The organism is Actinomyces sp. oral taxon 170 str. F0386 (assembly GCF_000195595.1).
Lineage (GTDB): Bacteria > Actinomycetota > Actinomycetes > Actinomycetales > Actinomycetaceae > Actinomyces.
In genome coordinates this window covers 389,003-414,113 of record NZ_GL882544.1, presented here as the reverse complement: position 1 = coordinate 414,113, position 25,111 = coordinate 389,003, and the positions used below count along the sequence as shown (strand labels likewise).

Here is a 25,111-nt window from a genome sequence, read left to right as displayed (position 1 = left end):
ATGATCGCCTAGAGTTATCTGCCGGTGCGTCTTGCGCCATTGCCCAGGACAGGGTCCTCCCGGCGAGGCTGATCAGAGTCTCGCGGTGAGTGAGAGCCTTTCGAAGAATCTACAGAGATGAGCATTCAAGTGGTCTACGCGATCGTCAAGGCCGGCGGCCGTCAGGAGAAGGTCTCCGTCGGCGACGTCGTGGTTGTCGACAAGCTTGCCGGTGAGATCGGCGACGAGGTCACCCTCGCCCCCGTCATGCTGGTGGACGGCGACAAGGTGACCACCGCTGCCGCCGACCTGGCCAAGTCCTCCGTCACCGCCGAGATCATCGGTGACGAGAAGGGCCCCAAGATCAACATCCTCAAGTTCAAGAACAAGACCGGCTTCCGCAAGCGCCAGGGCCACCGCGCTCAGCTGACGGCCGTCAAGGTCACCGCCATCAAGTGACCGCCCCGGCGCCAGCCAGCACGCGGGCATCCTGAACGCACACGCTCGAGAAGAAAGAAGCCTTAAACCATGGCACACAAGAAGGGTCTTGGTTCCTCCCGCAACGGCCGTGACTCCAACGCGCAGCGCCTCGGCGTCAAGCGCTTCGGCGGCCAGCTCGTCAAGGCCGGCGAGATCATCGTCCGCCAGCGCGGCACCCACTTCCACCCCGGTCGCAACGTCGGCCGAGGCAACGACGACACCCTGTTCGCCACCGCCGCCGGCAACGTCGAGTTCGGCACCTTCCGTGGGCGTCGGGTCGTTAACGTCGTGCTTCCCGAGGCCTGAGCCCCGAGCACCTCACACGTCACACGAGGGCGGACGGCACCTGCCGTCCGCCCTCGCGCTATCCCCGGACTCACAGGAGACCCCATGCCCACCTTCATTGACCGAGTGGTCCTCCACGTGGCCGGCGGCGACGGCGGCAACGGCTGCACCTCCGTGCACCGTGAGAAGTTCAAGCCCTTGGCCGGACCCGACGGCGGCGACGGTGGCCACGGCGGGGACGTCGTCCTGGCCGTCGACTCCCGGGTGACGACCCTGCTGAGCTACCACCGCTCCCCGCACCAGCGGGCCGGAAACGGGACTCCTGGTATGGGGGACTGGCGTCGCGGTACCGACGGCAAGGACCTCGTTCTGCCCGTTCCGGAGGGCACCGTGGTCAAGGACGTGGGTGGTCAGGTCATCGCCGACCTCGTGGGGGAGGGCGCCAGCATCGTCGTCGCCGAAGGCGGTACTGGCGGGCGGGGCAATTTCTCACTGGCCTCCTCCAAGCGCAAGGCCCCCGGCTTTCACCTTCTGGGCGAGCCCGGCCAGGCCAGGGACGTCACTCTGGAGCTCAAGACCATCGCCGACGTCGCCCTGGTGGGTTACCCCAGCGCCGGCAAGTCCTCCCTCATCGCCGCCATGAGCGCGGCCCGCCCCAAGATCGCCGACTACCCCTTCACGACCCTCGTGCCCAACCTCGGGGTTGTCGAGGCCGGCGAGGTCCGCTACACGATCGCCGATGTCCCCGGTCTCATCCCCGGCGCCTCCCAGGGCAAGGGGCTGGGGCTGGACTTCCTGCGTCACATCGAGCGCTGCGCCGTCATCGTCCACGTCCTGGACTGCGCCACCCTCGAGCCTGGGCGCGACCCCCTGTCCGACCTGGACACAATCGAGGCCGAGCTCTCCGCATACTCCGAGCGCCTGGGCGAGCAGGAGGACGATCCCGCTCTCACCGGCCGGGTCCCGCTCATGGAGCGGCCACGTATCGTGGTGCTCAACAAGGTCGACGTCCCCGATGCCGCCGAGCTCGCTGAGTTCGTGCGAGCCGACATCGAGGCCCGCGGCCTGCCCGTCCACATCGTCTCGGCGGTTGCCCACACGGGGCTGCGTCCCCTGTCCTTCGCCCTGGCAAGCGAGGTTGAGCGGGCCCGCAAGGCCGCTCCGGCGACTCCCCAGCGCGACCGCGAGTCCAGTGAGACCGAGGGATCCGGTGAGCCGCGCCCCATCATCCGGCCCGCAGCGGTCGGACGCCGGGAGAAGGAGAGCGTCGCCCAGGTACGTCTGCTGGCCCATCCCAGCGAGGGGCAGGTCTACCAGGTCCGCGGGCAGCGCCCCGAGCGCTGGGTGCATCAGACCGACTTCTCCAATGACGAGGCCGTCGGCTACCTCGCCGACCGCCTGGCCGCGGCCGGGGTCGAGGACGAGCTCGTCAAGGCCGGCGCCCACGCAGGAGACACCGTCCTCATCGGCGAGGTCGACGGGGGAGTGCTCTTCACCTGGGAGCCCTCGATGACCACCGGTCCCGAGCTGCTGGGCGCCCGAGGCACCGACCTGCGCCTGGAGACCAGTCGGCGTCGGACCAACGTGGAGCGGCGCAGCCAGTACCGCGAGATGATGGACGCCAAGGAGGCCGCGCGCCAGCAATTGCGCGACGAGGCCGCCGAGGGCCTGTGGACCGATGCCGCCTCCTGGCACGGGGACGACGAGGACTGAGGCGCGAACCCATGACTCCAGCAGCAACCGGCGCCAGCTCCGACCACGGACAGGAGCGCCCCGAACGACTGCCCGCAGGCGCTCGCGTGGTGGTCAAGGTCGGCTCCTCGTCCCTGACGCGCGCTGACGGCGGGCTCGACCTCAACCGCATCGACATCCTCGCCGGCCTCATCGCCGGCATGCGACGCCGTGGCCACGACGTCGTCCTGGTCTCCTCCGGGGCCGTCGCCTCAGGGCTGGTGCCCCTGGGGATGAGCCGGCGTCCCGACGAGCTCTGTCTCCTGCAGGCGGCCGCCTCCGTGGGACAGGGCCGGCTCGCCGCCCGCTGGGAGACCGCGATGAGCGCCTACGGACTGGTGACCGCCCAGGTCCTCCTCACCGCCCATGACGTCGCCATACGTAGCCACTACCGCACGGTGCGCGCCACCTTCGACTCCCTGCTCTCACTGGGAGCCGTCCCCATCATCAACGAGAACGACGCGGTGGCCACCAGCGAGTTCAGCCTCGGCGACAACGACCGGCTCGCCGCTCTCGTGGCCCACCTGGTGACCGCCGACGTTCTCGTGCTGCTCACCGACGTTGACGGCCTGTGGACCGCGCGCCCCGGGACCCCCGGCGCCACGCCCATCCGCTTCGTGCGCTCCTCAGCGGACCTGGCGGGGGTCAGCGTCTCCGGGCGCGGCTCCTTCGTGGGAACCGGCGGCATGACCACCAAGCTTCAGGCCGCCACCATCGCCTGCGCCTCGGGCACCACCACCCTCATAGCTCGGGCCGACGACGCCGCAGGGCTCCTGGGGCAGGGACGGGTTCCCAGCGACCTGGGCACCTGGTTCGAGCCCACCGGGCCCCACCGCCCCAGCCGCCGGCTGTGGATGGCCCACGCCTCCCAGCCCGAAGGGCGTGTTCTCATCGATGCCGGGGCGGCCCAGGCCCTGACCGTGGGGAAGAAGTCGCTCCTGCTGCCCGGCCTGACCGGCGTCGACGGGGACTTCGAGTCGGGCTCCGTGGTCGATGTCGTCGGCCCCGAGGGTGTCCTGGCACGGGGAATATGCCGCTACGCCGCTGCTGAGCTCGGGGAGGTCCTGGCGGCCCGGGCCGAGGGCGCCGCCGCCCCCGATCACGTGGCCCCAGTGATCCACCGCGACGATCTCGCCGAGCTGCCCCGTATCGCCGGAGTCTGAAGCAGCTCTTCTACCGCGACAATAGGAAAGAACGCAGTTCCTCTAAGCGTACGAGAGCACGACGGAGACTCGGGCTGTTCTCAGCTGCCGTTCGAACATCCCAGTGCTTCTCTGCAAAGTCATTAATTCTCGAGGCGTACAAGGGGCCTGTGGTTCCGTCAGAGCGAACTACGTCATTACGAATGTTTCCACTACGTGATTTCAGACATAGAGAAAGAAGATGTCGCTTGGCATGAGTTAAAGCTTCTGTGTCGACAGGTATCTTACTTACAGGAACTTTAAAGTACTGAGAAAAAGACTGGGCGTCGGCCATAAGCCATCCCTCGCTCATGGGATGTACTATACGAAGAACGAATGCTGGATTTGGTGGCGTCGATGACGTGAGCTTTTTGTACAGTTTGACTGGGCATGCAGTATCTGAGTCGCGGAAAACTATCCAAGGATTCCATGCTCCGGTCTTTGCGAGTTTAGGGACCAGTTTGTCAACGTTGCCCGAGCCGTTCTTCGGTAGGGCTTGCTGGATGAGTAGACCGGAGTGGCTGATTATTTTTTTGACCATCTCTTGGTCTGAGGTACCCTCAAATACTGTGCTGACATAGGGATTGCTCATGTTCATGAAACCTTTATCGACTGGAGGAGTCGATTAGGCCTTGCAATTCATGTGGTGCAATGAGTTGATGGATGACGTCCGAGGTGGGCAGTCCAAGCTCAATGTTGTCCATAGGGTGATCGAGATCTGAGAGGAGGTCAGCAGTTGTGCCATCGTCAGTCACCCTTAGAATAAGTATCTCTTTCGGGCTGATCCCTTCCTCGTCGAGCAGTTCGGGAGCGTGAGTAGATAAAACAATCTGAAGATCGTTGGAACGCTGTGCCATGGCGAACATGGAAGGCAGAACCTTGACGATAGCTGAGTTGAGTGATAATTCGGGCTCCTCTAGGAGGAGGACTCCGGCGTTGCTCGGTGCCTTGATGACGGTCCAGAGAAGGCCGATAAGGCGTAGAGTTCCGTCCGAGAAATCTGTTTCATACTGTGTTGAGGGGGTGGAGCGCCAGTTCCTGTAGCCGGCTTTGAGATGGGGGGTGCCTGAGGGGTCCACCTCGATCTCAAGGGACTCGAACTCGGGGACGGCTGCTTGCAGGGCTCGTTGCATTCGCCGCATCCATGCATCCCTCGTGCGTTTGGGGGTGGCGTTCATTTGGGCGATGAAGTCTCTCCCGAAAGGGTCTTGAGGAGTGGCATTAATTCGTCCTGGATCTCGAATAATCTGCGGAACTAAGTGGAAATACTGGACTTTGCTGAAGTAGTCTGCTATTTCGCGAAAATCCTGGTTTGCTGCGATCTGTTCAAGGTGTGTTTGCGTGAGGCGCTCTTTGTCGGAGTTATCCACGAAGTCGGGGCGCTTGAGAATTGTCTTCCCGTTTTGTTCGACAAGTTCTTCATCGACGATTGGTCGATTGAGTCCCCCCGATTCTCCCTTGATGGATAAACAGTATCTCCAGGACGTGTCGCCGTCGACAAGATCGACATCAATGATGAGCCTTCCTTTTCGAAAGTTTCGGGAGAATAGGCTGCGTACTTTGCTGAGGCCGCCTCGGCTGGAAATTGCGCTGGCGAGACCCCCTCCAGGTGCGGCAACTTCGCCCAGAAATCGGAAGAGATCGAGTAGGTTGGATTTTCCGGCCGCATTAGGGCCGACAATGAATAGTCTGCGTTCAAGGTCGAAGTCTATTGTTTTAAAGTTTCGCCAGTTGTTCGCAGAAATGTGGGTTATCTTCATGGAAGATTTACTCCCATCGAATGGTTGCTGTCTGCAAGGATTCAACTAGTCTATCGCTTCAACTTCGCTTTTGCTAGATTGCTTTCTTCTTCTATGGTGTCCCCATGAACGACGTCGAGGCCCACGAGCTCGTCACCGCAGCCGCCCATGCCGCCCGCACCGCGCAACGAAGCCTGGCCACGGCCCCGCGCGCCGTCAAGGACGCCGCCCTGGAAGCCATGGCCCACAGCCTCACCGAGCACACCGAGGCCATTCTGAGCGCTAACGCCGCCGACCTGGAGCGCGGACGCGACTCCGGGATGAAGCCCGGACTCCTGGACCGCCTGGCTCTGGACGCCGGCCGCCTGGCAGGCATCGCCGACTCCCTGCGGGAGGTTGTCGCCCTGCCCGACCCCGTGGGGCAGGTCGTCGACGGCTCGGTCATGCCCAACGGGCTGCGGGTGCGCCGGGTTCGGGTGCCCCTGGGAGTCGTCGGCATGATCTACGAGGCCCGCCCCAACGTCACCGTCGACACCGCCGCACTGGCCGTCAAGTCCGGCAACGCCATCATCCTGCGCGGAGGCAGCGCCGCCCAGGACTCCAACGCCGCGATCATCGCGGCCCTACGCAGTGCCCTGAACGCCCAGGGGCTGCCGGCCGACCTCGTCACCAGCGTAGACGCCGCCGGACGGGACGGGGCCCGCGCCCTCATGCGGACCCACGGCCTGGTCGACGCCCTCGTGCCTCGCGGCGGGGCCGGGCTCATCCGCACCGTCGTCGAGCAGTCCACCGTTCCCGTCATCGAGACCGGATCGGGAAACTGCCACGTCTACGTCGATGCCAGCGCCGACCTCGAGGCCGCTGTGGACATCATCGTCAATGCCAAGACCCAGCGCGTCGGCGTGTGCAACGCTGCCGAGACGCTCCTGGTCCACACTGATGCCGCGGCCGCCTACCTCCCGTCCGCAGCCGCCGCCCTGTGGGGCCAGGACGTCATCCTGCATGCGGACCCGGCCGCCGGCCGGATCCTGGCCACGGCGGCCGCCGACAGCGGGCACGAGGCCCTCCTGACCGAGGCCACCGAGGAGGACTGGGACACCGAGTACGGCTCCCTGGACCTGGCCGTGCGCGTCGTCGAGAACCTGGACGAGGCCATCGACCACATCCGGGCCCACACCACCGGGCACACCGAGGCGGTCCTCGCTCAGGACGTGGGCGTCATCAGTGCCTTCATTGCGGGTATGGACTCGGCGGCGATCATGGTCAACGCCTCGACCCGATTCACCGACGGCGGCCAGCTGGGCCTGGGTGCCGAGCTGGGCATCTCCACCCAGAAGCTCCACGCCCGCGGCCCTATGGGGCTGAGCGAGCTGACAACGACCACCTGGATCGTCGAGGGCGACGGCCACATCCGTCCCTGAACCGTCGCACCTCCGAGCGACGCCGGGACGCCTCGGAGTTGTGCTGATTCTGAAAAGCTTGCGCATCAGTTCTGTGACTCCTTGGTGCTATGCTCCGGTGCTTTGTTATCTCATTCGTGTTACGGTCGACGAGAGTCGGGCAAGTCCAGGAAGGCTGGGGAGAGGGGGCGCTGGAGTGGCGAGTCTGCTACATCGTTTCGGTCGTGGCCGCGTCGTCGCCAGCGCGGTTGTCGTGGTCACAGCGGGCCTCCTGCTCGCGGTCACCCGCATGGTGTTCTCCCACCCCACCGAGTCCGCGAAGGAACCGGGAATCGTCCTGACGGCAACCCCACGGGTCACATCCTCCCAGTCCTCGACCACGGCGACGCCGAGCCGGAGTGCCGGTGGTGCCAGTAGTACCCAGCACGAGCCAGACAGCACCGAAGCGGGATCCGCAGCCTCATCGGACTCCTCGACGCAGGGCCACCACGCGCCTCAGGCGGTGGAGCCCGACCCGCCTGTCGCCGTCGACCACGGCAGTCGTCAGCCGGCGCCGGCCGCCCCTGCTGCCCCGGCCGCCACTGGACGGTCCGATGACTCCCGCACCGAGGTCGACGATGATGACGACAGGAAACCGGCGAACAACGGCGTGAGAGAAGCCGGTGACGACGACCACGACATCGACGACTGAATGGATGACCGACTAGATGGCTGACGCAGCGGTCACGGGCCGGTGCTCGGAGACGCAGGCGTTGCGGATCAGGTGAGCCGGTAGCCCATGCCGCGTACCGTCTCCACCCTGTCCCTGCCCAGCTTGTTGCGCAGGTAGGAGACGTAGACCTCCACCACGTTGGACCCGGGGTCGAAGTCCAGACCCCACACGGCGCTCAGGAGCTGCTCACGGCTGAGGACCTGGCCGGGGTGGCGCATGAAGGCCTCGGCCAGGGCGAACTCCCGTGCCGAGAGCTCCACCGTCCGGCCCTCCAGCGTCAGGGTCCGGGTGCGCAGGTCCAGGACCATGTCGCGGTGGGTCAACCGCATCTGGTCCGCTCCCGCGGCCTCCGGACGCAGTCGCACCCGGATGCGGGCCAGGAGCTCCTCGAAGGAGAAGGGCTTGGGCATGTAGTCGTCCGCGCCGCCCTCGAGACCGGCAACGCGATCGGCCACTGAGGACCGGGCCGTGAGCATGATGACCGGTGCAGCCACCCCCTGACCACGCAGCTGCTGAAGCACCTCGAAGCCATCGATGTCGGGCAGGCCCACGTCCAGGATGATGAGGTCGAAGCTTGTCTGGAGCGCGAGCTCCACCGCCTCCCGACCTGCAGCGGTGGTGTGCGTGGTGAACCCGGCCGCCTTGAGACCCTTGGTGAGGAACGCGACGATGCGGGACTCGTCCTCAACGATGAGGATGCTGCTCATGGTGGGTCACTCCTCGGACGCCGTCGGGGACTGTTCAGGGGGTGAGGCACCGGCGTCGCCCGAGGTCGTGGTCTCGGACGAGGACGGAACAGGGGACGCCTCCAGGGGGATCGTCATGGTGAACACCGATCCCTCGCCTACCTTAGAGCGTATGTCCAGTCGCCCTCCGTGCGCTGCGACGATCGTCTCCACGATACTCAGTCCCAGCCCTGTTCCCGAGGCCATCTCCTGAGCACCGGCGGTGCGTTTGAATCGCTGTCGCACCACGTCGATGTCCTCAGGGGCGATCCCGATGCCCTCGTCGCCCACCCACATCAGCAGGTGGCCGTCTCGGACGGCGGAGCCCAGGGAGACGGTGCTGCAGGGCGCGGAGTACTTCACCGCGTTGGCCACCAGCTGGAGCCACGCCTGGGTGATCCGGGTGGGGTCGATGCTGGCCCGGGTGAAGGCCACCGACTCCAGCCGCCAGCGGCGCTCACCCAGGGCGAGGGACTTGTCGAAGACCATCTCGGTCAGCTCGGCGACATCGGTGTCCACCGGGGTGACGAAGTCGCTCTGAGCACTCTTGGCCAGCAGGATCAGGTCGCCCACGAGCATTCCCATCCGGTCGAGCTCATCAATGGCCAGCAGCTGGGTCTGATGCACGTCCTCAGGATCGGTGGGATCGGTGAGCTCGAGGTGACCGCGGACCACGGCGATGGGCGTACGCAACTCGTGGCCGACGTCGTCGAGCAGGCTGCGCTGTGCCTCCACCGAGGTCTGGACCCGGTCGAGCATCCGGTTGACGGCAGCGGCCAGAGCGGTGAGGTCGTCTCGGCCCCTGACCGGCACCCTAGTGGTCAGGTCGTCCTCACCGATGGACTCGGTGGCGCGCCGCAGCTGCTCGATGGGGCGCAGGAGCCGCTCGACGGCGAACCAGGCCAGACCTGTCACCAGGGCTACGGTGAACACGGCCGCCGCCGCGTAGAAGGCCATGGTGCGCAGCAGCTGGGACTCGGCGACCTTGAGATCGATGACGTGCACCAGGGCCCCGTGCTGGGAACCGTCCTGGATCGGGACGATGAGAACCCGGTAGCTCGATGAAGGAGTGTGCACGGTCTCGATGACGGACTCCGACGCGGCGGCCCGGGATGTCACGTGCTTAAGCAGCTTCGCGTCCTCCTCCGGTCGGAAGGAGACGTTGTCTGCGGAGAGCCAGATCAGCTCCGTGTTGGAGCTGGTGCCCACGAAGCCGAGCTCGGCCTCACCGGGCCCCTCCGCGGTGCGCTGCATGTGGACGCGAAGCACTGCCGAGATGTCCTCCAAGGGTTGGCCGCTGGAGGGATCCGTCCCGTCCACAGCCAGCTCGCGGATCCGGTCTCGGCTGTGCTCGAGCCGGTTCGTGGCATCGGCCGACACACTCGAGTGCCCCAGAGCCCACACGATCGCCCCGCAGGTGACCAGTGCGATGCTGGCGACCAGCACAATCGCCCATATGACGCGGGTACCGATGGTGACGGTACGGGTGTGCATCAGTGAGGTCACATCGCCATTGTGCCCGGACCTACTGGGCTCCGCCCGACGAGCCCGGGCACGGGCGGAGCCGGTACCGGCCCGACTCAGCGTCCCACTCCGGCGTAGGTCCACCCTGCCTGGCGCCAGGCCGCAGGGTCTAGGGCGTTGCGTCCGTCGATGATGACGCGATCGGCGACGCCGGTAGCGGTCTCAGTGGGGTCTAGGGCCACGAACTGGTCCCACTCGGTCAGCAGCAGCACGAGCTCGGCGCCCAGGAGTGCGGTGCGGGGGTCATCCTCCAAGGTGAGATGGGGATGGGACCGGACCACGACGGGCAGGGCCTGCGGGTCGCAGACGGTCACCTCCGCCCCGAGGTCGGCCAGGCGCGAGGCGACATCCAGGGCGGGGGAGTCGCGTACGTCGTCGCTCAGGGGCTTGAAGGCGGCTCCCAGGATGGTGATCGCCTTGCCGGAGAAGTCTCCTCCCGCGTGAGCCCTGGCCAGATCGACGATCCGGTTGCGCTGCTCGCGATTGATGGAGTCGACCCGCCCCAGCAGGTCCGCCAGGTGCCTGGCGCCGTGAAGATCGGCGCTGGCCTGCAGCGCCCGGATGTCCTTGGGCAGGCAGCCTCCGCCGAATCCGGCGCCGGCCTGGAGGAAGCGCTTGCCGATGCGCGGGTCGTGGCCGATCGCATCGGCCAGGACGGTGACGTCGGCACCGGCTGTGTCGCACAGGTGGGCCATGGCGTTGATGAAGCTGATCTTGGTGGCCAGGAAGGAGTTCGCGGCGGTCTTGACCAGCTCGGCGGTGGGGTAGTCGGTGACGATGCGGGGAATGCCCTCCTCCAGCAGGGGCTGGTAGACGGCGTCGAGAGCGGCCTGGGCCTCCTGGGCGTCGCGGGGGTCGGCGGGCATCCCGTAGACGATGCGGTCGGGGTGGAGGGTGTCGGCCACGGCGAAGCCCTCGCGCAGGAACTCGGGGTTCCACAGCACCAGGGCGCGGTCGGCCAGGCGCTCGGCCACCTGCTGGGCGGTGCCGACCGGGACGGTCGACTTGCCCACCACGATGCTGCGCCCGCCCTCGGGCAGGGCATCATGAAGCATGTCGACCACGCTCCACAACTGGCTCAGATCCGCCTCACCGCCAGTGGCGGACTGCGGGGTGCCCACGGCGATGAAGTGGACATCGGCCTCCGCCAGCTCCGCCGCCGTCGGCGTTGAGGTGAAGCGCAAATCGCCCTGCTGGGCGCCGGTGATCAGCAGCTCGGGAAGGCCCGGCTCGTAGAAGGGGGCGCGGCCCTGGGAGAGGACGTCGACCTGCTCGCTCCGGGTATCGATTCCCAGGACGTGGTGCCCCAGGTGGGCCATGGCGGCGGCGTGGACGGCACCAAGGTATCCGCAGCCGATGACGGTGAGCTTGAGAGGGTTCATGAGTTGTTCCAATCGTTGCTGAGGTCGAGGGGCATGAAGGGGGAGGCGTGTCCTAGGCAGTGGCGCACCCAGATGGGCAGCCACTGGTGGGCGGTGGGGCGGAAGGCATGGACGAAGACGAGTCGCAGCGCCGAGGATCGGTAGTAGGTCTCCAGACGCTCCGCCGTCGTGGGCAGCGTGCGGGCCAGGTTGTCGAGCAGCCCGCGGACCTGTGCGTGGGCCTCAAGGCCGAGCCGGCCCTGAACCGCCATGATGTCCGCGTGGGCCCAGAGGTTGCCCAGGTCGAGGGCCGCCTCAGCCACCGCCGCGGTGTCCAGGTCGAGCAGGGACAGTTCGATTCCGTCCCACAGAAGCTGACCGTCGTGGAGGTCTCGGTGGGCGATGATGCGCACCCCGTCGTCCTCCCGCAGGCTCAGGCATGTGTCCACCACCTGCTCGTGCAGGAGAGCCGGCTGGTCGATGACGCCGTAGCGTTGGGCGGAGGCACACCATCGGCGCAGCACCTCGGCCTCCTGACGCGGCCCGTGGACGGGCAGGTCCGCCTCGGCTCGGGCCAGATGGGACCAGGACTCAGCGATCCGCTGCCACCCGGGCAGGCCGGCATCGCCGAGCTCATTGAGGCTGCGGCCGGGCAGCAGCTCGAAGTCGACGACGTTGTCGTTGTTGCTCAGGATCCTGGGGGTGCGCAGACCGGTGACCCGCAGGACCGAGGCGGCGGTCGTGTGCGCCCGCACCAGGGAGGCGGCCTTGTGGGGCCGGACCATCTTGCGGACTCGGGCCTCCTCCATCACCACGGCGCGACGGCCGACGCGATGAACGACGAGCGCCCCGGTCAGACCCGCGGACAGGGCCGGCAGCGCCGGGTCCGCGGCGTAGGGCAGAAGCTCGGGTGCGGCGCCTGTGGTGACGTGCCCGGCGCGCAGACGGCCCTTGCCGTCGACGCACTCGATGCTCACGCTCGTGGAGCCCGAGTCCAGGTGCCCGGGCCAGGCGCGGCGCAGCCCTGGGATCGCGCGCAGCGTGCTCAGCATGCCGTTCATCTCTGGTTTCTGAGTCATCTCAGTCATCTGTGTCGTAGTCGAGACTTCTGTCATCTCCAGGTGGCCTCCTTCTCAGGTGACCGGGCGATGCTCTCAATGGCGGCCAGCTCCACCCCGATGCGCTCTCGCCAGGACGGATCGGCATGGCGCAGAGGATCGGCCAGCCGTGCCAGGCGCGAGCGGGCGACCGCCACCCCCAGCTGTTCGGCAGCGGGCACCGGTCCGTGCTCGGCGTAGCCCTCCAGCAGGGCACGCCCCTGGGAGACCGGCGCCATCGCGAGGTAGGAGCCCAGATCGGTGGCCGCTGGGGCTAGGCGCACCCGGTCGAAGTCGGTCAACCAGATCCGCCCGGAGGAGCGCTCGTACAGCACCTGGTCGGGGGAGGCATCGCCGTGGGTGAGGACCGGCTCGCCAGACGACCGGATGGGCAGCATGCCGCCCACCGCCCGCACGCGGCGGGCCAGCTCGGGATCGAGGACATCGAGCTGACGGGCGTGAACCTCGGCCAGGTCCCAAGGATCGGGATGCTGGTGAGGCAGCCGGTCGACGAGGTCCGGCTTCAGTGCTTCCACGCAGGAGTGCAGCTCGGCCAGCAGCGCCCCCACGCGCCGCGTGGCATCCGCTGCGGACTCGGTTACGGCCTCGGATGCGGCGTGCTCAGCGGTACGGTCATCGGAGAGCTCGGCCAAGTTCGTGTCGCCGCACCACTGCTGGAGGCTGACATGCCCCTCGCACCGGGCCACGGCCTCGGAATCGAGCAGACGCGGGACCGGGAGGAACTCGGACAGGGCGCGATGAACGTCGTCGGCCGGGCTGCCGGCCTGAGCACGCATCCGCACCACCGTGGAGCCGTCTCGCAGTACGAGACGGCGTGAGGGGTTGTAGCGTAGAACGTCCCTAGCCTCCCAGGATCTCAGCACCCCCTGGCGGGCGGCGCCCGCTATCGGCTCGGCCAGCTTGGGGTCGGTGTGGATCGGACCGCTCTGCAGCAGCAGGTCGCCGCCTGCGGACCGGGTGACCGGAGCCTGGTCGAGCCCCAGGGAGGTGGCCAGGCGCTCGGCCTGGGCGGCCTTGGAGTGCGAGACCGGCCAGAGCAGCCGTGCCCACCCGGACGTGAGCCCGGTGGAGCGCCCCGTCAAGGACACCAGGACCGAGACGTTCGGCTTGATGCGCAGTCGGCCTGCCCGCACTGGTTGGCCGATGAACTCACTGAGCCGGTCGGCATCGAGAACCGCGCAGACGGCGTCGGCTGTGGTCGCTGTGGAGATCGTTGGCAGGTTCACGATCCGCTCCCCTCCAAGGCGAAGGAGTCCGACAGGTGGCTGTTCGCCCACCGGCGGAACTCGTCCGAGATGTCCATGAGGTGCTGAGGACTCCCCTCCAGCCGGATCCGCCCGTCCTGGATCCACACCACCCGGTCGACGCGCATGGCGGCCTGCGGATCGTGGGTGACGGTCAGGGTCGTGCGTCCGGCCACCAGCTCGTCGATCGCCTCGAGCACCGCCGACGTCGAGGCCGGGTCCAGCCCGGTGGTCGCCTCGTCCAGAATGACGATCGGCGAGTCGCGCAGCAGTGCCCGGGCGATGGCGATGCGCTGACGCTGGCCCCCGGAGAGGGTACCGCCCCGCTCGCCCACGGTCGTGTCGTAGCCGTCGGGCATCTGGGTGATGAAGTCGTGGGCGTGGGCGGCGCGTGCGGCCGCCTCCACCTCATCGTCGGAGGCGTCGGGCCACCCCAGACGGATGTTCTCGTGGATCGTGCCGGTCAGCAGCACCGCCTCCTGGTGCAGGACCGAGACCTGCGAGCGCAGGAACCTCAGGTCCAGCTCGTTCAGGCTGTGCCCGTCTAGGCTGACCGTGCCCGACGTCGGATCCAGTGCCCGCACCACCAGGGACACCAGGGTGGACTTGCCCGAGCCCGACGGCCCTACGAGCGCCACGTGCTCACCGGGGACCACCGTCAGACTCAGGCCGTGGAGCACTTGGTGGCCCTCGTAGGCGGCATGGACACGGTCGAAGTGGACCATGCCGTGGACCGTGTCAAGCACGATGGCGTCGTGGGGGGAGACGATCTCGGGCTCGACCGCCATGAGGTCGGCCACCCGCTCACCCGAGGCCGCCGCCCGAGCGATGCGGCCGGTGTACTTGGCCATGTCCCGAAGCGGCTTCATGGTGGTGCGCAGGTAGGTCGTGAAGAGCACCAGGTCTCCCGGAGACATGGCACCGTTCAGAACTCGGATGCCCCCGCCGACCATGACCACGGCGGTGGCCACGCCGACGATGACGTCCGTGGAACGCTCCAGGCGCGCGGCGATGCGGCGCGAACGCACTCCCTCGCTCAGAGAGACAGTGTTGGCGCCCGTGAAGCGCTCGTGCAGCAGGGGCTCCAGACCGTAGGCCTGGACCACCTTGATGGCACCGAGCGCCTCCTGGGCAGTGTTGGCCAGGTTCCCCTCCGACTTGCGGCTGCGCAGAGAGGCCGCGGAGATCCGCCGCGAGTTGCCGGAGGAAGCGATCGCGAAGGCCACCACCGCCACGACCACGATCATGGCCAGTAGCGGGTCCAGGAACACCATGACCACGACCATGACCAGCAGGGTCAAGGTGTTGGCGGCCATCGGCAGGCCGGCGGTGACGGCCACCTCCTGCATGCGGTTGACGTCGGCGATGAGCCGCTGAACCGTGTCCGCGCTGCGGTTGCGGGCGTGGAACTGCTGGGAGAGCCCCTGCACGTGGTGGAAGGCCCGGCTGCGCAGGGAGGCCGCCGTGCGCGAGCCGACCAGGGCGAAGGCCACGGTGGCCAGGTAGCTGCACAACGCCCGACCGGCCACGATCACCAGGAGGACCACGCCCAGACCCACCAAGGAGGAGGCCGTGGCGGGCGCGATGCCCGTGTGCTTACCCAGCGCCGCCACCAACGAGTCGATGGCGATCTTCAGGGGCCAGGGCTCCAGCACCCGGAAGACCACCTCTGCCAGAAGCACCACCGTGCCCCCGGCCATGAGGCGCCACTGCGGCGCGGCATCGGGCCCCACCAGGCGCAGGGTCTGGCGCATGGGGGAGCGGTGCGGCCGGGCTGTCTGCCGACGCGCAGGAGCACCCATCACCGCTCACCATCCTGAGCGAGGCCGGCCAGCTCCAGGATCCGGTCGACGGTCCGACGCCAGGAGTGGCGTTCCTCGGCCAGAAGGCGCCCGCCGCGGCCCATGCGGGCGCGCCGATCCGGGCATGCCGTCAGATCATCCAGGGCTGCGGCCAGGGCCGTGGGGTCCGAGGGGGCCACGAGTACGCCGTGCCGGCCAGAGCCGTCCTCAAGCAACTGGGGGACCTGCCCGACGTCGGAGGCCACGACCGCGAGCCCCGCGGCCAGGTACTCCAGGACCTTCATGGGGGAGAAGTACTGCTGCTCGCCCCCGCCCAGGTCCGGGTAAGGGGCCACTCCGATCGCCGAGCCCGCCAGGTGGGCGGGGATATCCTGCGGAGCGACCGCCCCGAGGAAGTCCACCTCCACCCCGAGGCGCTCGGCCTGAGCACGCAGCGACTCCATCTCGGGGCCGTCACCAATGATCCGCAGGCTCCAGCTCTCACGCGCCAGGGCCGCCGACGTGATGAGGTCGGCCACCCCGTGCCAGGGCTTCAGAGTCCCCACGAAGGTGACGACCACCCGGCTCGGGTCCTCCGGCTGGGGCTGAATACGGCGCACACTCACACCGTTGGGAACCGTGTGGATCCTGTTGGCGACATCGTCCGCGTCCGCACCGGTATCGGACAGGTCGGCGGTGCGACGACGCACCCAGTCGGCCACCGGGTCCGAGACGCACACTGTGGCCCGGGTGGCCGCCACCTGACGGCGCAGCACCTGCGCCGCGCCGGAGGCGTCCACCAGCGAGCGGTGACGACGCTGCTCATCGATCAGCGGAGCATTGACCTCCAGGATCCCGGGAACACCGGTGGCGGCCGTGATGTCAGCAAGCGCCGTGGAGAACAGGGAGTAGCGCTCGTAGACCAGGTCGGCGCCGTCGGCGATCACCCGGGAGACGATCCGCTCCGCGGCGTGCGCCTGCGCCTGCTCCCGCGCAGCGGGCTCGACGTCGGCCACGGCCTCCAGGTGCAGCTCGAGGTCGGTGAGGTCGTCGGGAACGTGCTTTCCGGAACGCACGGCGTACAGGGCCATCTCGTGGCCAATGGATCGCAGTTCACGGACGACCTCCTGGATGTGCACCGAGGCGCCCTTGGTCCCGAACACCGGGATGCCCGGGTCGCAGCAGATGTAGGCGATCCGCATCAGGCGGCTCCTTCTCGATCGGTCAGGTACATGGCGGGAGCGGGGCGGGGTCCCGACTGCCAGGCGGCCAGGACCTCGGCCTGGGCACGGGAGTCGAAGTGCTCCTCGATCAGTGACCGTGCCCCACGAGACAGGGAGACGGTGTCGACCTCGCCCAGCGCGATCCTGCGAAGGGCAACCGCCAGCTCGGTCGGGTCCCCCGGCGGCAGCAGGAGCCCGGTGACACCGTCGCGAACCACCTCCGGCAGCCCCGAGACCGCCGTGGCCACCACCGGCGTCCCGCAGGCCATCGCCTCCAGGATCACCGTGGGAAGACCGTCGATATTGCCATCGGCCGCCTCGATGCAGGGCGCTGCGAAGACGTCCGAGCGCTCCAGCAGGCCACGCACCTCCGCCTGTGTGAGCGGACCCAGGAGTCGGATCCGGTCCGTCAGACCCAGGCGGTCGATCTGCGCGGTCAGGCGCTCACGCTCGTCGCCGTCACCGGCCAGATCGACCTCGACGTCGACACCGGAGCTCACCAGGATCCGCACCGCCTCGATCAGGTCCGCGAAGCCCTTCTTGGGAACCAGGCGCCCGACGGCGCACACCCGTAGCGGCCGTGAGTTCCCGGCCGGCACGGGTAGCGGAGCGCGGTAGGAGAAGCGGTCGAGCTCGATGGCGTTGTAGCGCAGGGACACCGTGGCCCCTGTGCCCGCCAGCACCGTCCTCAGGTGCTCCTTGTTGTACCGGCTGATGGCGATGACCCGCTGCGCGTCGGTGCAGATGCGACGCAGCCACACGGGGTCCACTGACTCGTGGAAGATGTCCTTGGCGTGGGTGGTCACGGTGTAGGGGATACCGGTCAGGGCCGAGGCGATCCATGCCACCCGGCCCGCCAGAGACGCGAAGTGCGCGTGCAGATGCGTGATGGAGTCCCTGCGTGCCTGACGTGCCAGCTCCACGCCCTGAGCCACCTCGTCACCGGGAAGGTCGGCCAGCACCGGCATGATGGCGGCGAAGCGCTCGCGGTCGTCCTTGCGGGTCAGACCGTCGGTGAACTGGCTCCACAGGTCGATGGCCCGTACCGGCCGGTTCACCCAGTTGACCCGGGCGGCCACCCGGGCGATCTCGGGGTGGAAGCGCGAGTCCGTGGTGGGGCGCAGCGCGTAGATGCTCAGGTCCTCGCCCTGGGCCTCGCGGGCCAGGATCTCGGTGACGATGAAGGTCTCCGAGAAGCGCGGGTAGACCTTGAGGACGTATCCGATGCGGGCACCGTTGTAGCGAATGTCCTGGTGGTTGTCGGCTGCGGGATTCATGCGGGGATCTCCATCCTGGTGAGGCTGGTGGTGTGGCTGTTGAGATGGCTGAGTCGGGCGTTGAGACCTTCGCTCCGATCGCCGATGAGCTGGGCGGCGAGCAGGGGGACGGTTTCCAGACCGTCCAGGCGCAGACGACGTCGCCCCGCCAGCTGGCTGCGAGCGCCGGCGTCCTGGTCACGCAGCAGCTCGGTGAGCCAGTCCTCGAGTGCCGCAGTACTCAGGTCCGTGACTCTCAGGAGGTCAGTGGCGCCTACGTCCTTCAGAGCGGTGGCCCGGATGAACTGCTCGAGGCGAGGCGTCTCACGGGGAACGAGGAGAGCCGGGGTGTCGGAGGCGAGGATCTCGCTGACCGTGTTGTATCCGGCCATCGAGATGACCGCTGCGGCCCGCTGGATGTGGTGGCTCATCCCCGCCCAGGTCCGGCGCACGACGGTGCGGGGGCCTGCCGCCTGAGTGACCTGGTGGAACCGGGCGGCGTTGAGCTGGGGGCCGGTGACCACGACGTGCCGGTACCCGTCGGGGACACGTGCCGCGGCCGCGGCACGCAGCAGGTTGATGCCGTCGGAGCCGCCACCGGCGGTGGTCAGGATGAAGGCTTCCGCAACCTCGGCGTTACCGGCCAAGGCGCCTGACGCCTCAGAGCCATGAGTGGTTTCTACGGCGTCGCGGCCGTGGGCGAGGTAGCCGGTGTAGCGCATCCGCTCCTCCAGCGCCGCCGGAGCCTCGCCAGTAGCGCTCAGGTCATGGACCGAGGCGTCCCCGTAGACCCAGACCTCGTCGATGAGCCCACGCAGCGTGTCGGCCTCGCTCAGCTCCTCCCACTCGCGCTGCACGGTCTTGGGCGTGTCCAGGACCTCGCGCAGGCCGAGCACCACGCGAGCGCCGGGGCTCGCCTGACGCAGACGTGCCAGGGGCTCGCGCAGCTCCTGGTGCACCCCGTAGGGATGACGGTCGATGATGAGCAGGTCCGGGGTGAAGGTCGTCAGGACACCGGACAGCAGGGCGCTGCGGACCAGGCCCAGGTCCTCACGAGTGATACGCAGGCGCTGGGGCAGGTAGGTGCCCTCGGCCTTCTTGACCCCCGGCAGCACCAGCCAGTCGAAACCCTCAGGAAGCCGGTGCTCCTGTCCCGGAGCCAGCCCGGTGATGACCAGGCCGGTGACATCGCGGCCGGTGAGCCCCGGCAGTGCCCGGGCCAGGTGATGGGCCAGAGCAAGGTTGCGGCGAAGGTGTCCCAGCCCCTTGGCGTCGTGACTGTAGAGCGCCAGCCGTAGGGGAACGGTTGTCATGGATCGTCTCTTCCCTGGTGTCAGTTCTGGATCGTTCTGAAACGATTCTGACCGGCCAGGGGAAGACGATGATTAGGGGTGGATGAGAAAGCTCTCAGGTTTGTTGGAGGCTAGACCAGCCGCACCTCGGCTCCTGCCCGACGCAGGGCCTCGACCTGGTCGGCTGGGGCACCGTCGTCGGTGATGACCACGTCGATCGAGGCGGTGGGGCAGATGAGGGTGAAGGCGGTCGTGCCGAGCTTGGAGCTGTCGCACACGACGACGACGCGTTGGGCGGCCTCGACCAGGGCGGCGTTGACGGCGGCCTCGCCGTCGTGCTGAGCGTAGGCGCCCCGCTCATCGAGGCCCTCGACGCCCAGGAAGAGCGTGCCCATGCTGATCGAGGGCAGGATGAGCTCGGCCAACGGGCCGGTGAGCTCGAAGGACCGGGCCCGTGCGATACCACCGGTGACGACGACGCGCACGCACTGGCGCACGGTCATCTCGCTGGCGATGTTGACGGCATTGGTGACCAGGGTGACCGGCACGTCCGGGTCGGTCAGCTCCGGCAGGAGCACGATCTCCCGGGCCACCTCCGTGGTCGTGGTGCCGCCGTTGAGGCCGATGGAGTCCCCCGGGTGCACCATGGCGGCCGCCGCCTTGGCGATCCGGGTCTTCTCATCGGCCATCCTCGAGGTGCGGTATCGAAGAGGCGGCTCGGTGGAGGTGGGATTGGCGATGGCACCGCCGCGGGTCCGGGTGACCAGCTGCTGGTCCGCCAGGTGGTCGAGGTCGCGCCGCGCGGTCGCCGCCGAGACGCCCAGGCGGGTGATGATGTCATCGATATGGACACTGCCCTCGTCCATGACGATGTTGAGGATGGCCGAATGGCGATCATGCCGAGACATCTCGATCCTCCTGGAGATCAAGGTGGGCCCGGGTCGGGAGCGGGGCCGGGTGGGGCTGGAGCACGACATATGATTTGTGAATCAACTACTCGCCTTATCCTGCTGACCGCGCGGCAGGTAGTCGGCGTGCTGACGTCAGCATAGATCAGTCATGCCCTGAGTTGCCCGCTGAGAGCGGCACATAGGGGTACGAACCTTGCTACTGTCGTCGACACCGATCATTCCAACGTGTGGGGTGGTGGTCCTGCGACTCGCCGTCCCGCCCCTGAGAACAGAGAAGACATGGCACATCCCGCTGACCTTTCCGAGTGCTCCTGCTCCGAGGAACGCGCCGTTGCGCTGGGGGTCGACGTCGGCGCCGACGGAATCACCGCGGTTGCTGCTGATGGGCGGGGGAGGGCCATCTCCTCCCTGGAGCGTCCTGCCCCGCAGGACTGTCACTCGGACGCTCGCCGGTTGGCCGAGGAGATCGGCAGTGCCATCACCTCCTTGCGGGCGAGTGCCGCCGAGGAGGCGGCCGGAGACATCATGGGGGCTCCGGCCCCGGTCGTGGGGATCTGTGTGCCGGGCATCGTCGATGAGGATGAGGGGTGCGTCCGTCACAGCGACGTCCTTGGGCTGCAGGACGCTCCGCTGGCGAGCCTTGTCGGTCGGATCCTGGCGGCCGACTCCGGTGAGTCTGCCGGGGCTGTTGGGGTGACTCTCTGCCAGGACGCTCGGTGCGGCGCCTTGGCTGAGAGCCGATGGGGAGCGGGTGGACAGAGCTGCCTCTACCTCTCCGTTGGTGAACGCATCTCCGCGGCTGTTCTGCTCGACGGCGTCCCGGTGCTCGGCGGGGGCTGGGCCGGCCAGGTCGGGCGGGTCCTGGTTCCCGATCCTGACTGGAGCGGCGAAAGAGCCCGTCTGAAGGATGTCGCCTCCGTTGATGCGATGGTGAGGCGCTACACCGCCGGCCTCGTCGACGACTCTGGTGGCTCTGTCGGTTCTGTTGGCTCTGACGTCTCCGCCGCACGTGCCGACTCCCTCTCCTCGGGGCTCGACTCGCTTCTCGGCGCGATGCGCTCAGGGGACCGGGAGGCCCGCCGCGTCTGGGACACGGGTCTGGACGCGCTGGCCGACCTCATCGCTCGCGGCGCCGGCCTGCTCGGCCCCATCGACGTCGTCATCAGCTCGGAACTGACCCGGGCCGGGGAGGCTGTCTTTCTTGAGCCGCTGCGTGGGCGAGTGGCTGTCCTCATGGCAGGTCTGCCGGCCCCGAGGCTGGTGCCGGCCCGACTCGGGAACTCGGCCCGAGCGCTGGGAGCGGCCGGACGCGCCCTGAAGAACTGTCAGTAACCTGATGTTATTCTGAGTATAACCTTGTGTCTCTGCGCCGTTGGCTGACAACTCGCTTATGGCGTTGCGGAGACCCACAATGGGTGCAGGCCGTGGCAGTATGTTCGCCAACTGCAGTCGTCCGAACCGGTTGAGGAGAGCCAACGTGTCCCCCAGGAAAGAAGCGAGGCGTAGCGCGTGACACAGTCTGCTCGTCCGCTTCGCATCGGTATCATGGGCGGGACCTTTGATCCGATTCACCACGGGCACCTCGTTGCGGCCAGTGAGGTTCAGAACGTCTTCTCCCTCGACGAGGTTATCTTCGTGCCCACCTGGGCCCAGCCCTTCAAGAAGGATCGCCGGGTCTCCCCGGCCGAGCACCGCTACCTCATGACCGTCATCGCCACGGCCTCCAACCCGAGGTTCACGGTGTCCCGAGTCGACATCGACCGGGGCGGTACGACATACACGATCGACACCCTTCATGACATCGCAGCCGAGTACCCGGGCGCGGAGCTGTACTTCATCACCGGCGCGGACGCCCTGGCGCAGATCCTCACCTGGAAGGACAGTGAGGAGATCTTCGACCTGGCCCACCTGGTAGGGGTAACGCGTCCCGGGCACGTCCTCAGTGACTCCGGGGTGCCTCGTGACCGGATCTCGCTGGTGGAGGTGCCGGCCATGGCGATCTCGTCGACGGACTGCCGTCAGCGAGTCGGAGAGGGGTTCCCGGTGTGGTACCTCGTTCCCGATGGTGTCGTGCAGTACATACGCAAGTACGGGCTTTATCGTATGGCCTTGCGGTCGGCGTCGGCGACGTCGATGACGGCGAGAGTGGCCCGCGAGCAGTCCCTGAGGAAGGAGAACGACGGTGAGCACTGAGCAGACCGGCGTCAATGCCCCCACGTCCGAGGAGCCGACGCAGGATGAGCACGCTCCGCGCGGCAGTCGTCGTGCGATCCGGCAGGCGGAGCGCGCCGCCGAGCGGGAGGCGATCCTGACCGGCCAGCAGCCGCTCCTGACCCGGCGCGAGATGAGGCGCCTGCGTGAGGAGGCCAAGGCTCTCAGGGCGGCCGTCGAGGCGGGCGAGATCACTCCTGAGCAGGCTCAGGCGCTTCAGGATCCTCTTGCCGACCCGGCATCAGTCACTCCCCGTTCCTCCGCCCAGTCGGGCGACGACGCCGAGGTCGGGCTGGAGGAGTCGGCCGAGTTCCCCGCCGTGGACGAGGGCGGGGCGGCCTACCTCGAGCAAGAGGGGCAGAACCCGCCCCTCAACCTGTCCGTACCCGAGGGACCGTCCGCCTCCGCTCCGAGCTGGCGCTCGCTGTCGGCGGCCGAGGCCGTGGCGATCTCCGAGATCGAGACCGGCCTCATGGAGGCGGTCGACCTGCCGGTGGCGACCCTGGACTACGATGCCCACTGGGCGGCGAACGCCAGCTCTGAGCCGGCGCCGGTGCCCACCCGCTTCTCGCTCAAGGAGCGCCTTGAAGGTGGTTCCACCTCCGAGGCTGACGAGCAGGAGAGTATCGAGTCACGGGGACCCGCAGAGGGTTTCGGCGGTGCGGGGGCCGATGAGCCCGCCACCAGCCCCTATGACTACCGAGAGGGCCTTGCGACAACGTCGCAGGAGAGTGAGTCAGTGTCCTCGCAACCCTCCTCTCAGTCGGCGGAAGCCGTCACCGCGGTCTCCGCCGTGTCCGCATCGGCTTCCGGGGCCGCCGATTTCGCCACCTTCGGGGGCGGCGCGTCTGAGGCCACTGAGTCCGCCCGCAGCGGCCTGAGCGCTGGATCGGCCTCCTCCGCCGGCTCGGTGCGTCGGCCCATCGTGCGCATTCCGGCCGCTGCGCAGGGGGTGCGCACCGTTAACTCGTCCACGGGCGAGCTCAGCTCGGTTCAGCCCGTGGACAGCTCCCCCTCCGCCCAGGACGCCGTCGATGTCCAGGAGCCCTATGGCCAGGAGCCCTATGGCGTCGCCTCCATCGAGGAGCCAATGACGCAGGAGAGCGTCGCGATCGATGTCGAGGCCCAGGCCATGATGCCCTCGTCGCTCACGCAGCAGGACGCCGAGTTCGGCGCCCCCGGTGCTCCGCAGTGGAAGTCGCTGCACCAGCCCTCCCAGGCGGACAGCTTCCAGGAGACGATTGTGACCGGGATGGCTGAGACCAACGACGTCATGTCCGGTGAGGCCGTCAGCCCCTACGCCTTCTACTCCGACGAGGCCGAGGTCGGCAACGGTCCGGTTGGCGGCTCCGAGTGGGACTCCGTGGCGGTTCCTGCCGCCGAGGCACCCGAGGAGCCCTACCTGGCTCCCGTCAACGAGGTAACCGGCAGGGTACCCACCCCCGACCACGTCCTGCCGATGGAGCAGCCCGGCTCCTCCTCGCGTATCGGTAGGATCCTCATGGCCGCGCTCATCGTCGTGGTCGTGCTGCTCATCATCGCGGTCGTGGTCGTGCTGCTGATGAACAGGGGCACCAGTAGCAGCGCCATGAGCGCCGCTGCCGGGGCCGGGGAGTGGATCCGTCAGCTCGTGTGAGGACGGCGCGCGCGGTACAGTCGCCGCTGCTGCAGATGCCTGACTGACCGTCCCGAAGGAGACTCGTGCCCGCCACCGAACATGCTGCCGATCTGACTATCGCCGCTGCTCGCGCCGCGGCCGATAAGAAGGCTGAGTACCTCGCCGCTATCGACGTATCCGAGCGACTCGGTCTGACCGACGTCTTCCTGCTGGCCTCCGGCACGAATGAACGCCACGTCCACGCCATCGTTGACGCGGTCGACGAGGCCATGCATCGTGCCGGGGCCAAGCGTCGGACCCGTGAGGGTTTCGCCGACGCCCACTGGGTGCTGGTGGACTATGGGGACGTCGTCGTCCACGTCTTGCAGAACGAGGATCGGGAGTTCTACTCCCTGGAGCGTCTGTGGAAGGACTGCCCCGCTATCGAGCTGCCGGCGGACCTGACGCGGCCGGGCGGCCCTGAAGGCGGCGAGGAAGACGGTCAGGTGGGGGCTGCATCATGACCGACCTCATCCTGTGGCGCCACGGCCAGACCGACTACAACCTTCAGGGGCGCATCCAGGGACGGGTCGATATCCCCCTCAATGAGACGGGGCGAGAGCAGGCTCGGCGAGCGGCCGACGGTATCGCGGCACTGGCACCCACACGGATCGTCTCCTCCCCGCTGACGCGAGCGCGCGCCACTGCCGAGGTCCTGGCGTCACTGACTGGGCTGGGCGTCGAGATCGACCCGGGACTGGCCGAGAAGTCCTTCGGAGACTGGGAGGGCCTCAAGGCGGCCGACATCAAGAAGCAGTGGCCTGACCACTACGCCACCTGGCGCGCTGGCGGCGATCTTCCCCGGTTCAGCATCGAGAGCCGCCGGCAGACAGCTGAGCGGGTGGGGGAGACGCTTAAGACCATCGCTTTCGATGCCGGAAAGGATGAGGTCATCGTGGCCGTCTCCCATGGGGCGGCCACCAACCTAGGGGCCACCTATCTGCTGGGCATGGACCCTCAGCAGTGGTTCGGCCTGCGCGGCATGAGCAACTGCTGCTACGCGCTCATGCGCACTAGCGAGCGTCCCCCGGGCTGGTCCGTGGTGAAGTGGAACGCCGGGCCGCCGGTGGACCCTAGCCCTCTGGGCAAGATCCTCGGCTGAGTGGGTGAGGTAGTACACGCGTCGCGGATTTGCCCTGACGGGGCCAGTCTCCATACAGTTATCCGCGTCGCCGCACGCGAGCGACGCCCGGACGGGGCTATGGCGCAGTTGGTAGCGCGCTTCCATGGCATGGAAGAGGTCGGGGGTTCGAATCCCCCTAGCTCCACGAACCGCTCGGAATTCTTCTCCGGGTGGAGCA

At 67.8% G+C, this 25,111-nt stretch carries 22 protein-coding genes and 1 tRNA gene; 12 read left to right on the top strand and 11 right to left on the bottom strand.

Translation table 11 applies throughout. From position 1 onward, the window contains the following. The first annotated feature begins 117 nt into the window (after positions 1-117). From rplU to proB, 4 genes are all read left to right on the top strand, one after another. Positions 118-438 (top strand): 50S ribosomal protein L21, encoded by a 321-nt coding sequence (gene rplU / locus HMPREF9056_RS09860; RefSeq protein ID WP_009746876.1) that lies wholly within the window; start codon positions 118-120, stop codon positions 436-438. Between the two features lie 69 nt (positions 439-507). After that, positions 508-765, top strand: coding sequence for a 50S ribosomal protein L27 (rpmA, locus tag HMPREF9056_RS09855; RefSeq protein WP_009746875.1), 258 nt, complete (start codon positions 508-510; stop codon positions 763-765). An 84-nt stretch (positions 766-849) separates the two neighbouring features. Next, complete coding sequence (gene obgE / locus HMPREF9056_RS09850) at positions 850-2,457, top strand: GTPase ObgE (protein ID WP_009746874.1); 1,608 nt, start codon at positions 850-852, stop codon at positions 2,455-2,457. Positions 2,458-2,468: 11 nt separating this feature from the next. Then, complete coding sequence (gene proB / locus HMPREF9056_RS09845) at positions 2,469-3,638, top strand: glutamate 5-kinase (RefSeq protein WP_157185049.1); 1,170 nt, start codon at positions 2,469-2,471, stop codon at positions 3,636-3,638. Positions 3,639-4,261: 623 nt separating this feature from the next. On the opposite strand, the gene HMPREF9056_RS09840 is transcribed toward proB, so the two are convergent. Beyond that, positions 4,262-5,416, bottom strand: coding sequence for an AAA family ATPase (locus HMPREF9056_RS09840; protein WP_034514372.1), 1,155 nt, complete (start codon positions 5,414-5,416; stop codon positions 4,262-4,264). A gap of 104 nt (positions 5,417-5,520) precedes the next feature. Here HMPREF9056_RS09840 and HMPREF9056_RS09835 point away from each other — a divergent pair, with 104 nt between their 5' ends. Together HMPREF9056_RS09835 and HMPREF9056_RS09830 are read left to right on the top strand one after the other, a co-directional pair. Continuing rightward, positions 5,521-6,816, top strand: coding sequence for a glutamate-5-semialdehyde dehydrogenase (locus HMPREF9056_RS09835; RefSeq protein WP_009746869.1), 1,296 nt, complete (start codon positions 5,521-5,523; stop codon positions 6,814-6,816). A 175-nt stretch (positions 6,817-6,991) separates the two neighbouring features. Next, a complete protein-coding gene (locus HMPREF9056_RS09830) occupies positions 6,992-7,486 on the top strand; it encodes a hypothetical protein (protein ID WP_034514371.1) in 495 nt (164 codons plus the stop codon). Positions 7,487-7,554: 68 nt separating this feature from the next. On the opposite strand, the gene HMPREF9056_RS09825 is transcribed toward HMPREF9056_RS09830, so the two are convergent. The 10 genes from HMPREF9056_RS09825 to HMPREF9056_RS09780 all read right to left on the bottom strand — a co-directional run bounded on the left by HMPREF9056_RS09825 (position 7,555) and on the right by HMPREF9056_RS09780 (position 19,939). Further along, positions 7,555-8,214, bottom strand: a complete 660-nt coding sequence (locus HMPREF9056_RS09825) for a response regulator transcription factor (protein WP_009746867.1) — start codon at positions 8,212-8,214, stop codon at positions 7,555-7,557. A gap of 6 nt (positions 8,215-8,220) precedes the next feature. After that, positions 8,221-9,738, bottom strand: coding sequence for a cell wall metabolism sensor histidine kinase WalK (locus tag HMPREF9056_RS09820; RefSeq protein WP_087942245.1), 1,518 nt, complete (start codon positions 9,736-9,738; stop codon positions 8,221-8,223). Between the two features lie 74 nt (positions 9,739-9,812). Next, complete coding sequence (locus HMPREF9056_RS09815) at positions 9,813-11,138, bottom strand: UDP-glucose/GDP-mannose dehydrogenase family protein (protein WP_009746865.1); 1,326 nt, start codon at positions 11,136-11,138, stop codon at positions 9,813-9,815. Further along, positions 11,135-12,196, bottom strand: a complete 1,062-nt coding sequence (locus HMPREF9056_RS09810) for a phosphotransferase (RefSeq protein ID WP_034514421.1) — start codon at positions 12,194-12,196, stop codon at positions 11,135-11,137. The genes HMPREF9056_RS09815 and HMPREF9056_RS09810 overlap by 4 nt, the downstream gene beginning before the upstream one ends. 32 nt (positions 12,197-12,228) lie before the next feature. Then, entirely contained in the window at positions 12,229-13,461 is a 1,233-nt protein-coding gene (locus tag HMPREF9056_RS09805) for an aminoglycoside phosphotransferase family protein (protein ID WP_009746863.1), read from the bottom strand. Beyond that, positions 13,458-15,233, bottom strand: coding sequence for an ABC transporter ATP-binding protein (locus HMPREF9056_RS09800; protein WP_009746862.1), 1,776 nt, complete (start codon positions 15,231-15,233; stop codon positions 13,458-13,460). The genes HMPREF9056_RS09805 and HMPREF9056_RS09800 overlap by 4 nt, the downstream gene beginning before the upstream one ends. Positions 15,234-15,280: 47 nt before the next feature. Next, positions 15,281-16,462, bottom strand: a complete 1,182-nt coding sequence (locus tag HMPREF9056_RS09795; protein ID WP_009746861.1) for a glycosyltransferase family 4 protein — start codon at positions 16,460-16,462, stop codon at positions 15,281-15,283. Next, a complete protein-coding gene (locus HMPREF9056_RS09790) occupies positions 16,462-17,760 on the bottom strand; it encodes a glycosyltransferase (RefSeq protein ID WP_009746860.1) in 1,299 nt (432 codons plus the stop codon). The genes HMPREF9056_RS09795 and HMPREF9056_RS09790 overlap by 1 nt, the downstream gene beginning before the upstream one ends. Continuing rightward, complete coding sequence (locus HMPREF9056_RS09785; RefSeq protein WP_009746859.1) at positions 17,757-19,052, bottom strand: glycosyltransferase family protein; 1,296 nt, start codon at positions 19,050-19,052, stop codon at positions 17,757-17,759. Before HMPREF9056_RS09785 ends, HMPREF9056_RS09790 begins: the two co-directional genes overlap by 4 nt. Before the next feature lie 110 nt (positions 19,053-19,162). Next, positions 19,163-19,939, bottom strand: coding sequence for a DeoR/GlpR family DNA-binding transcription regulator (locus tag HMPREF9056_RS09780; RefSeq protein WP_034514370.1), 777 nt, complete (start codon positions 19,937-19,939; stop codon positions 19,163-19,165). 282 nt (positions 19,940-20,221) lie between these two features. On the opposite strand from HMPREF9056_RS09780, the gene HMPREF9056_RS09775 reads away from it, so the two are divergent. The 6 genes from HMPREF9056_RS09775 to HMPREF9056_RS09750 all read left to right on the top strand — a co-directional run bounded on the left by HMPREF9056_RS09775 (position 20,222) and on the right by HMPREF9056_RS09750 (position 25,078). After that, the gene (locus tag HMPREF9056_RS09775; protein WP_009746856.1) at positions 20,222-21,274 is read left to right on the top strand and encodes an ROK family protein; all 1,053 of its coding nucleotides are present in this window, start codon (positions 20,222-20,224) and stop codon (positions 21,272-21,274) included. Between the two features lie 177 nt (positions 21,275-21,451). Further along, on the top strand, positions 21,452-22,135 hold the full coding sequence (gene nadD, locus HMPREF9056_RS09770; RefSeq protein ID WP_034514369.1) for a nicotinate-nucleotide adenylyltransferase: 684 nt from the start codon (positions 21,452-21,454) through the stop codon (positions 22,133-22,135). Continuing rightward, positions 22,125-23,789 carry a hypothetical protein gene (locus HMPREF9056_RS09765; protein ID WP_009746854.1) on the top strand — a complete coding sequence of 555 codons (1,665 nt, stop codon included), beginning with the start codon at positions 22,125-22,127 and terminating at the stop codon, positions 23,787-23,789. The genes nadD and HMPREF9056_RS09765 overlap by 11 nt, the downstream gene beginning before the upstream one ends. 65 nt (positions 23,790-23,854) lie before the next feature. Beyond that, positions 23,855-24,274, top strand: a complete 420-nt coding sequence (gene rsfS, locus HMPREF9056_RS09760; RefSeq protein ID WP_009746853.1) for a ribosome silencing factor — start codon at positions 23,855-23,857, stop codon at positions 24,272-24,274. Further along, complete coding sequence (locus HMPREF9056_RS09755; protein ID WP_009746852.1) at positions 24,271-24,912, top strand: histidine phosphatase family protein; 642 nt, start codon at positions 24,271-24,273, stop codon at positions 24,910-24,912. The genes rsfS and HMPREF9056_RS09755 overlap by 4 nt, the downstream gene beginning before the upstream one ends. Positions 24,913-25,005: 93 nt before the next feature. Then, positions 25,006-25,078: transfer RNA gene (locus tag HMPREF9056_RS09750), tRNA-Ala, on the top strand. Positions 25,079-25,111 lie beyond the last annotated feature (33 nt).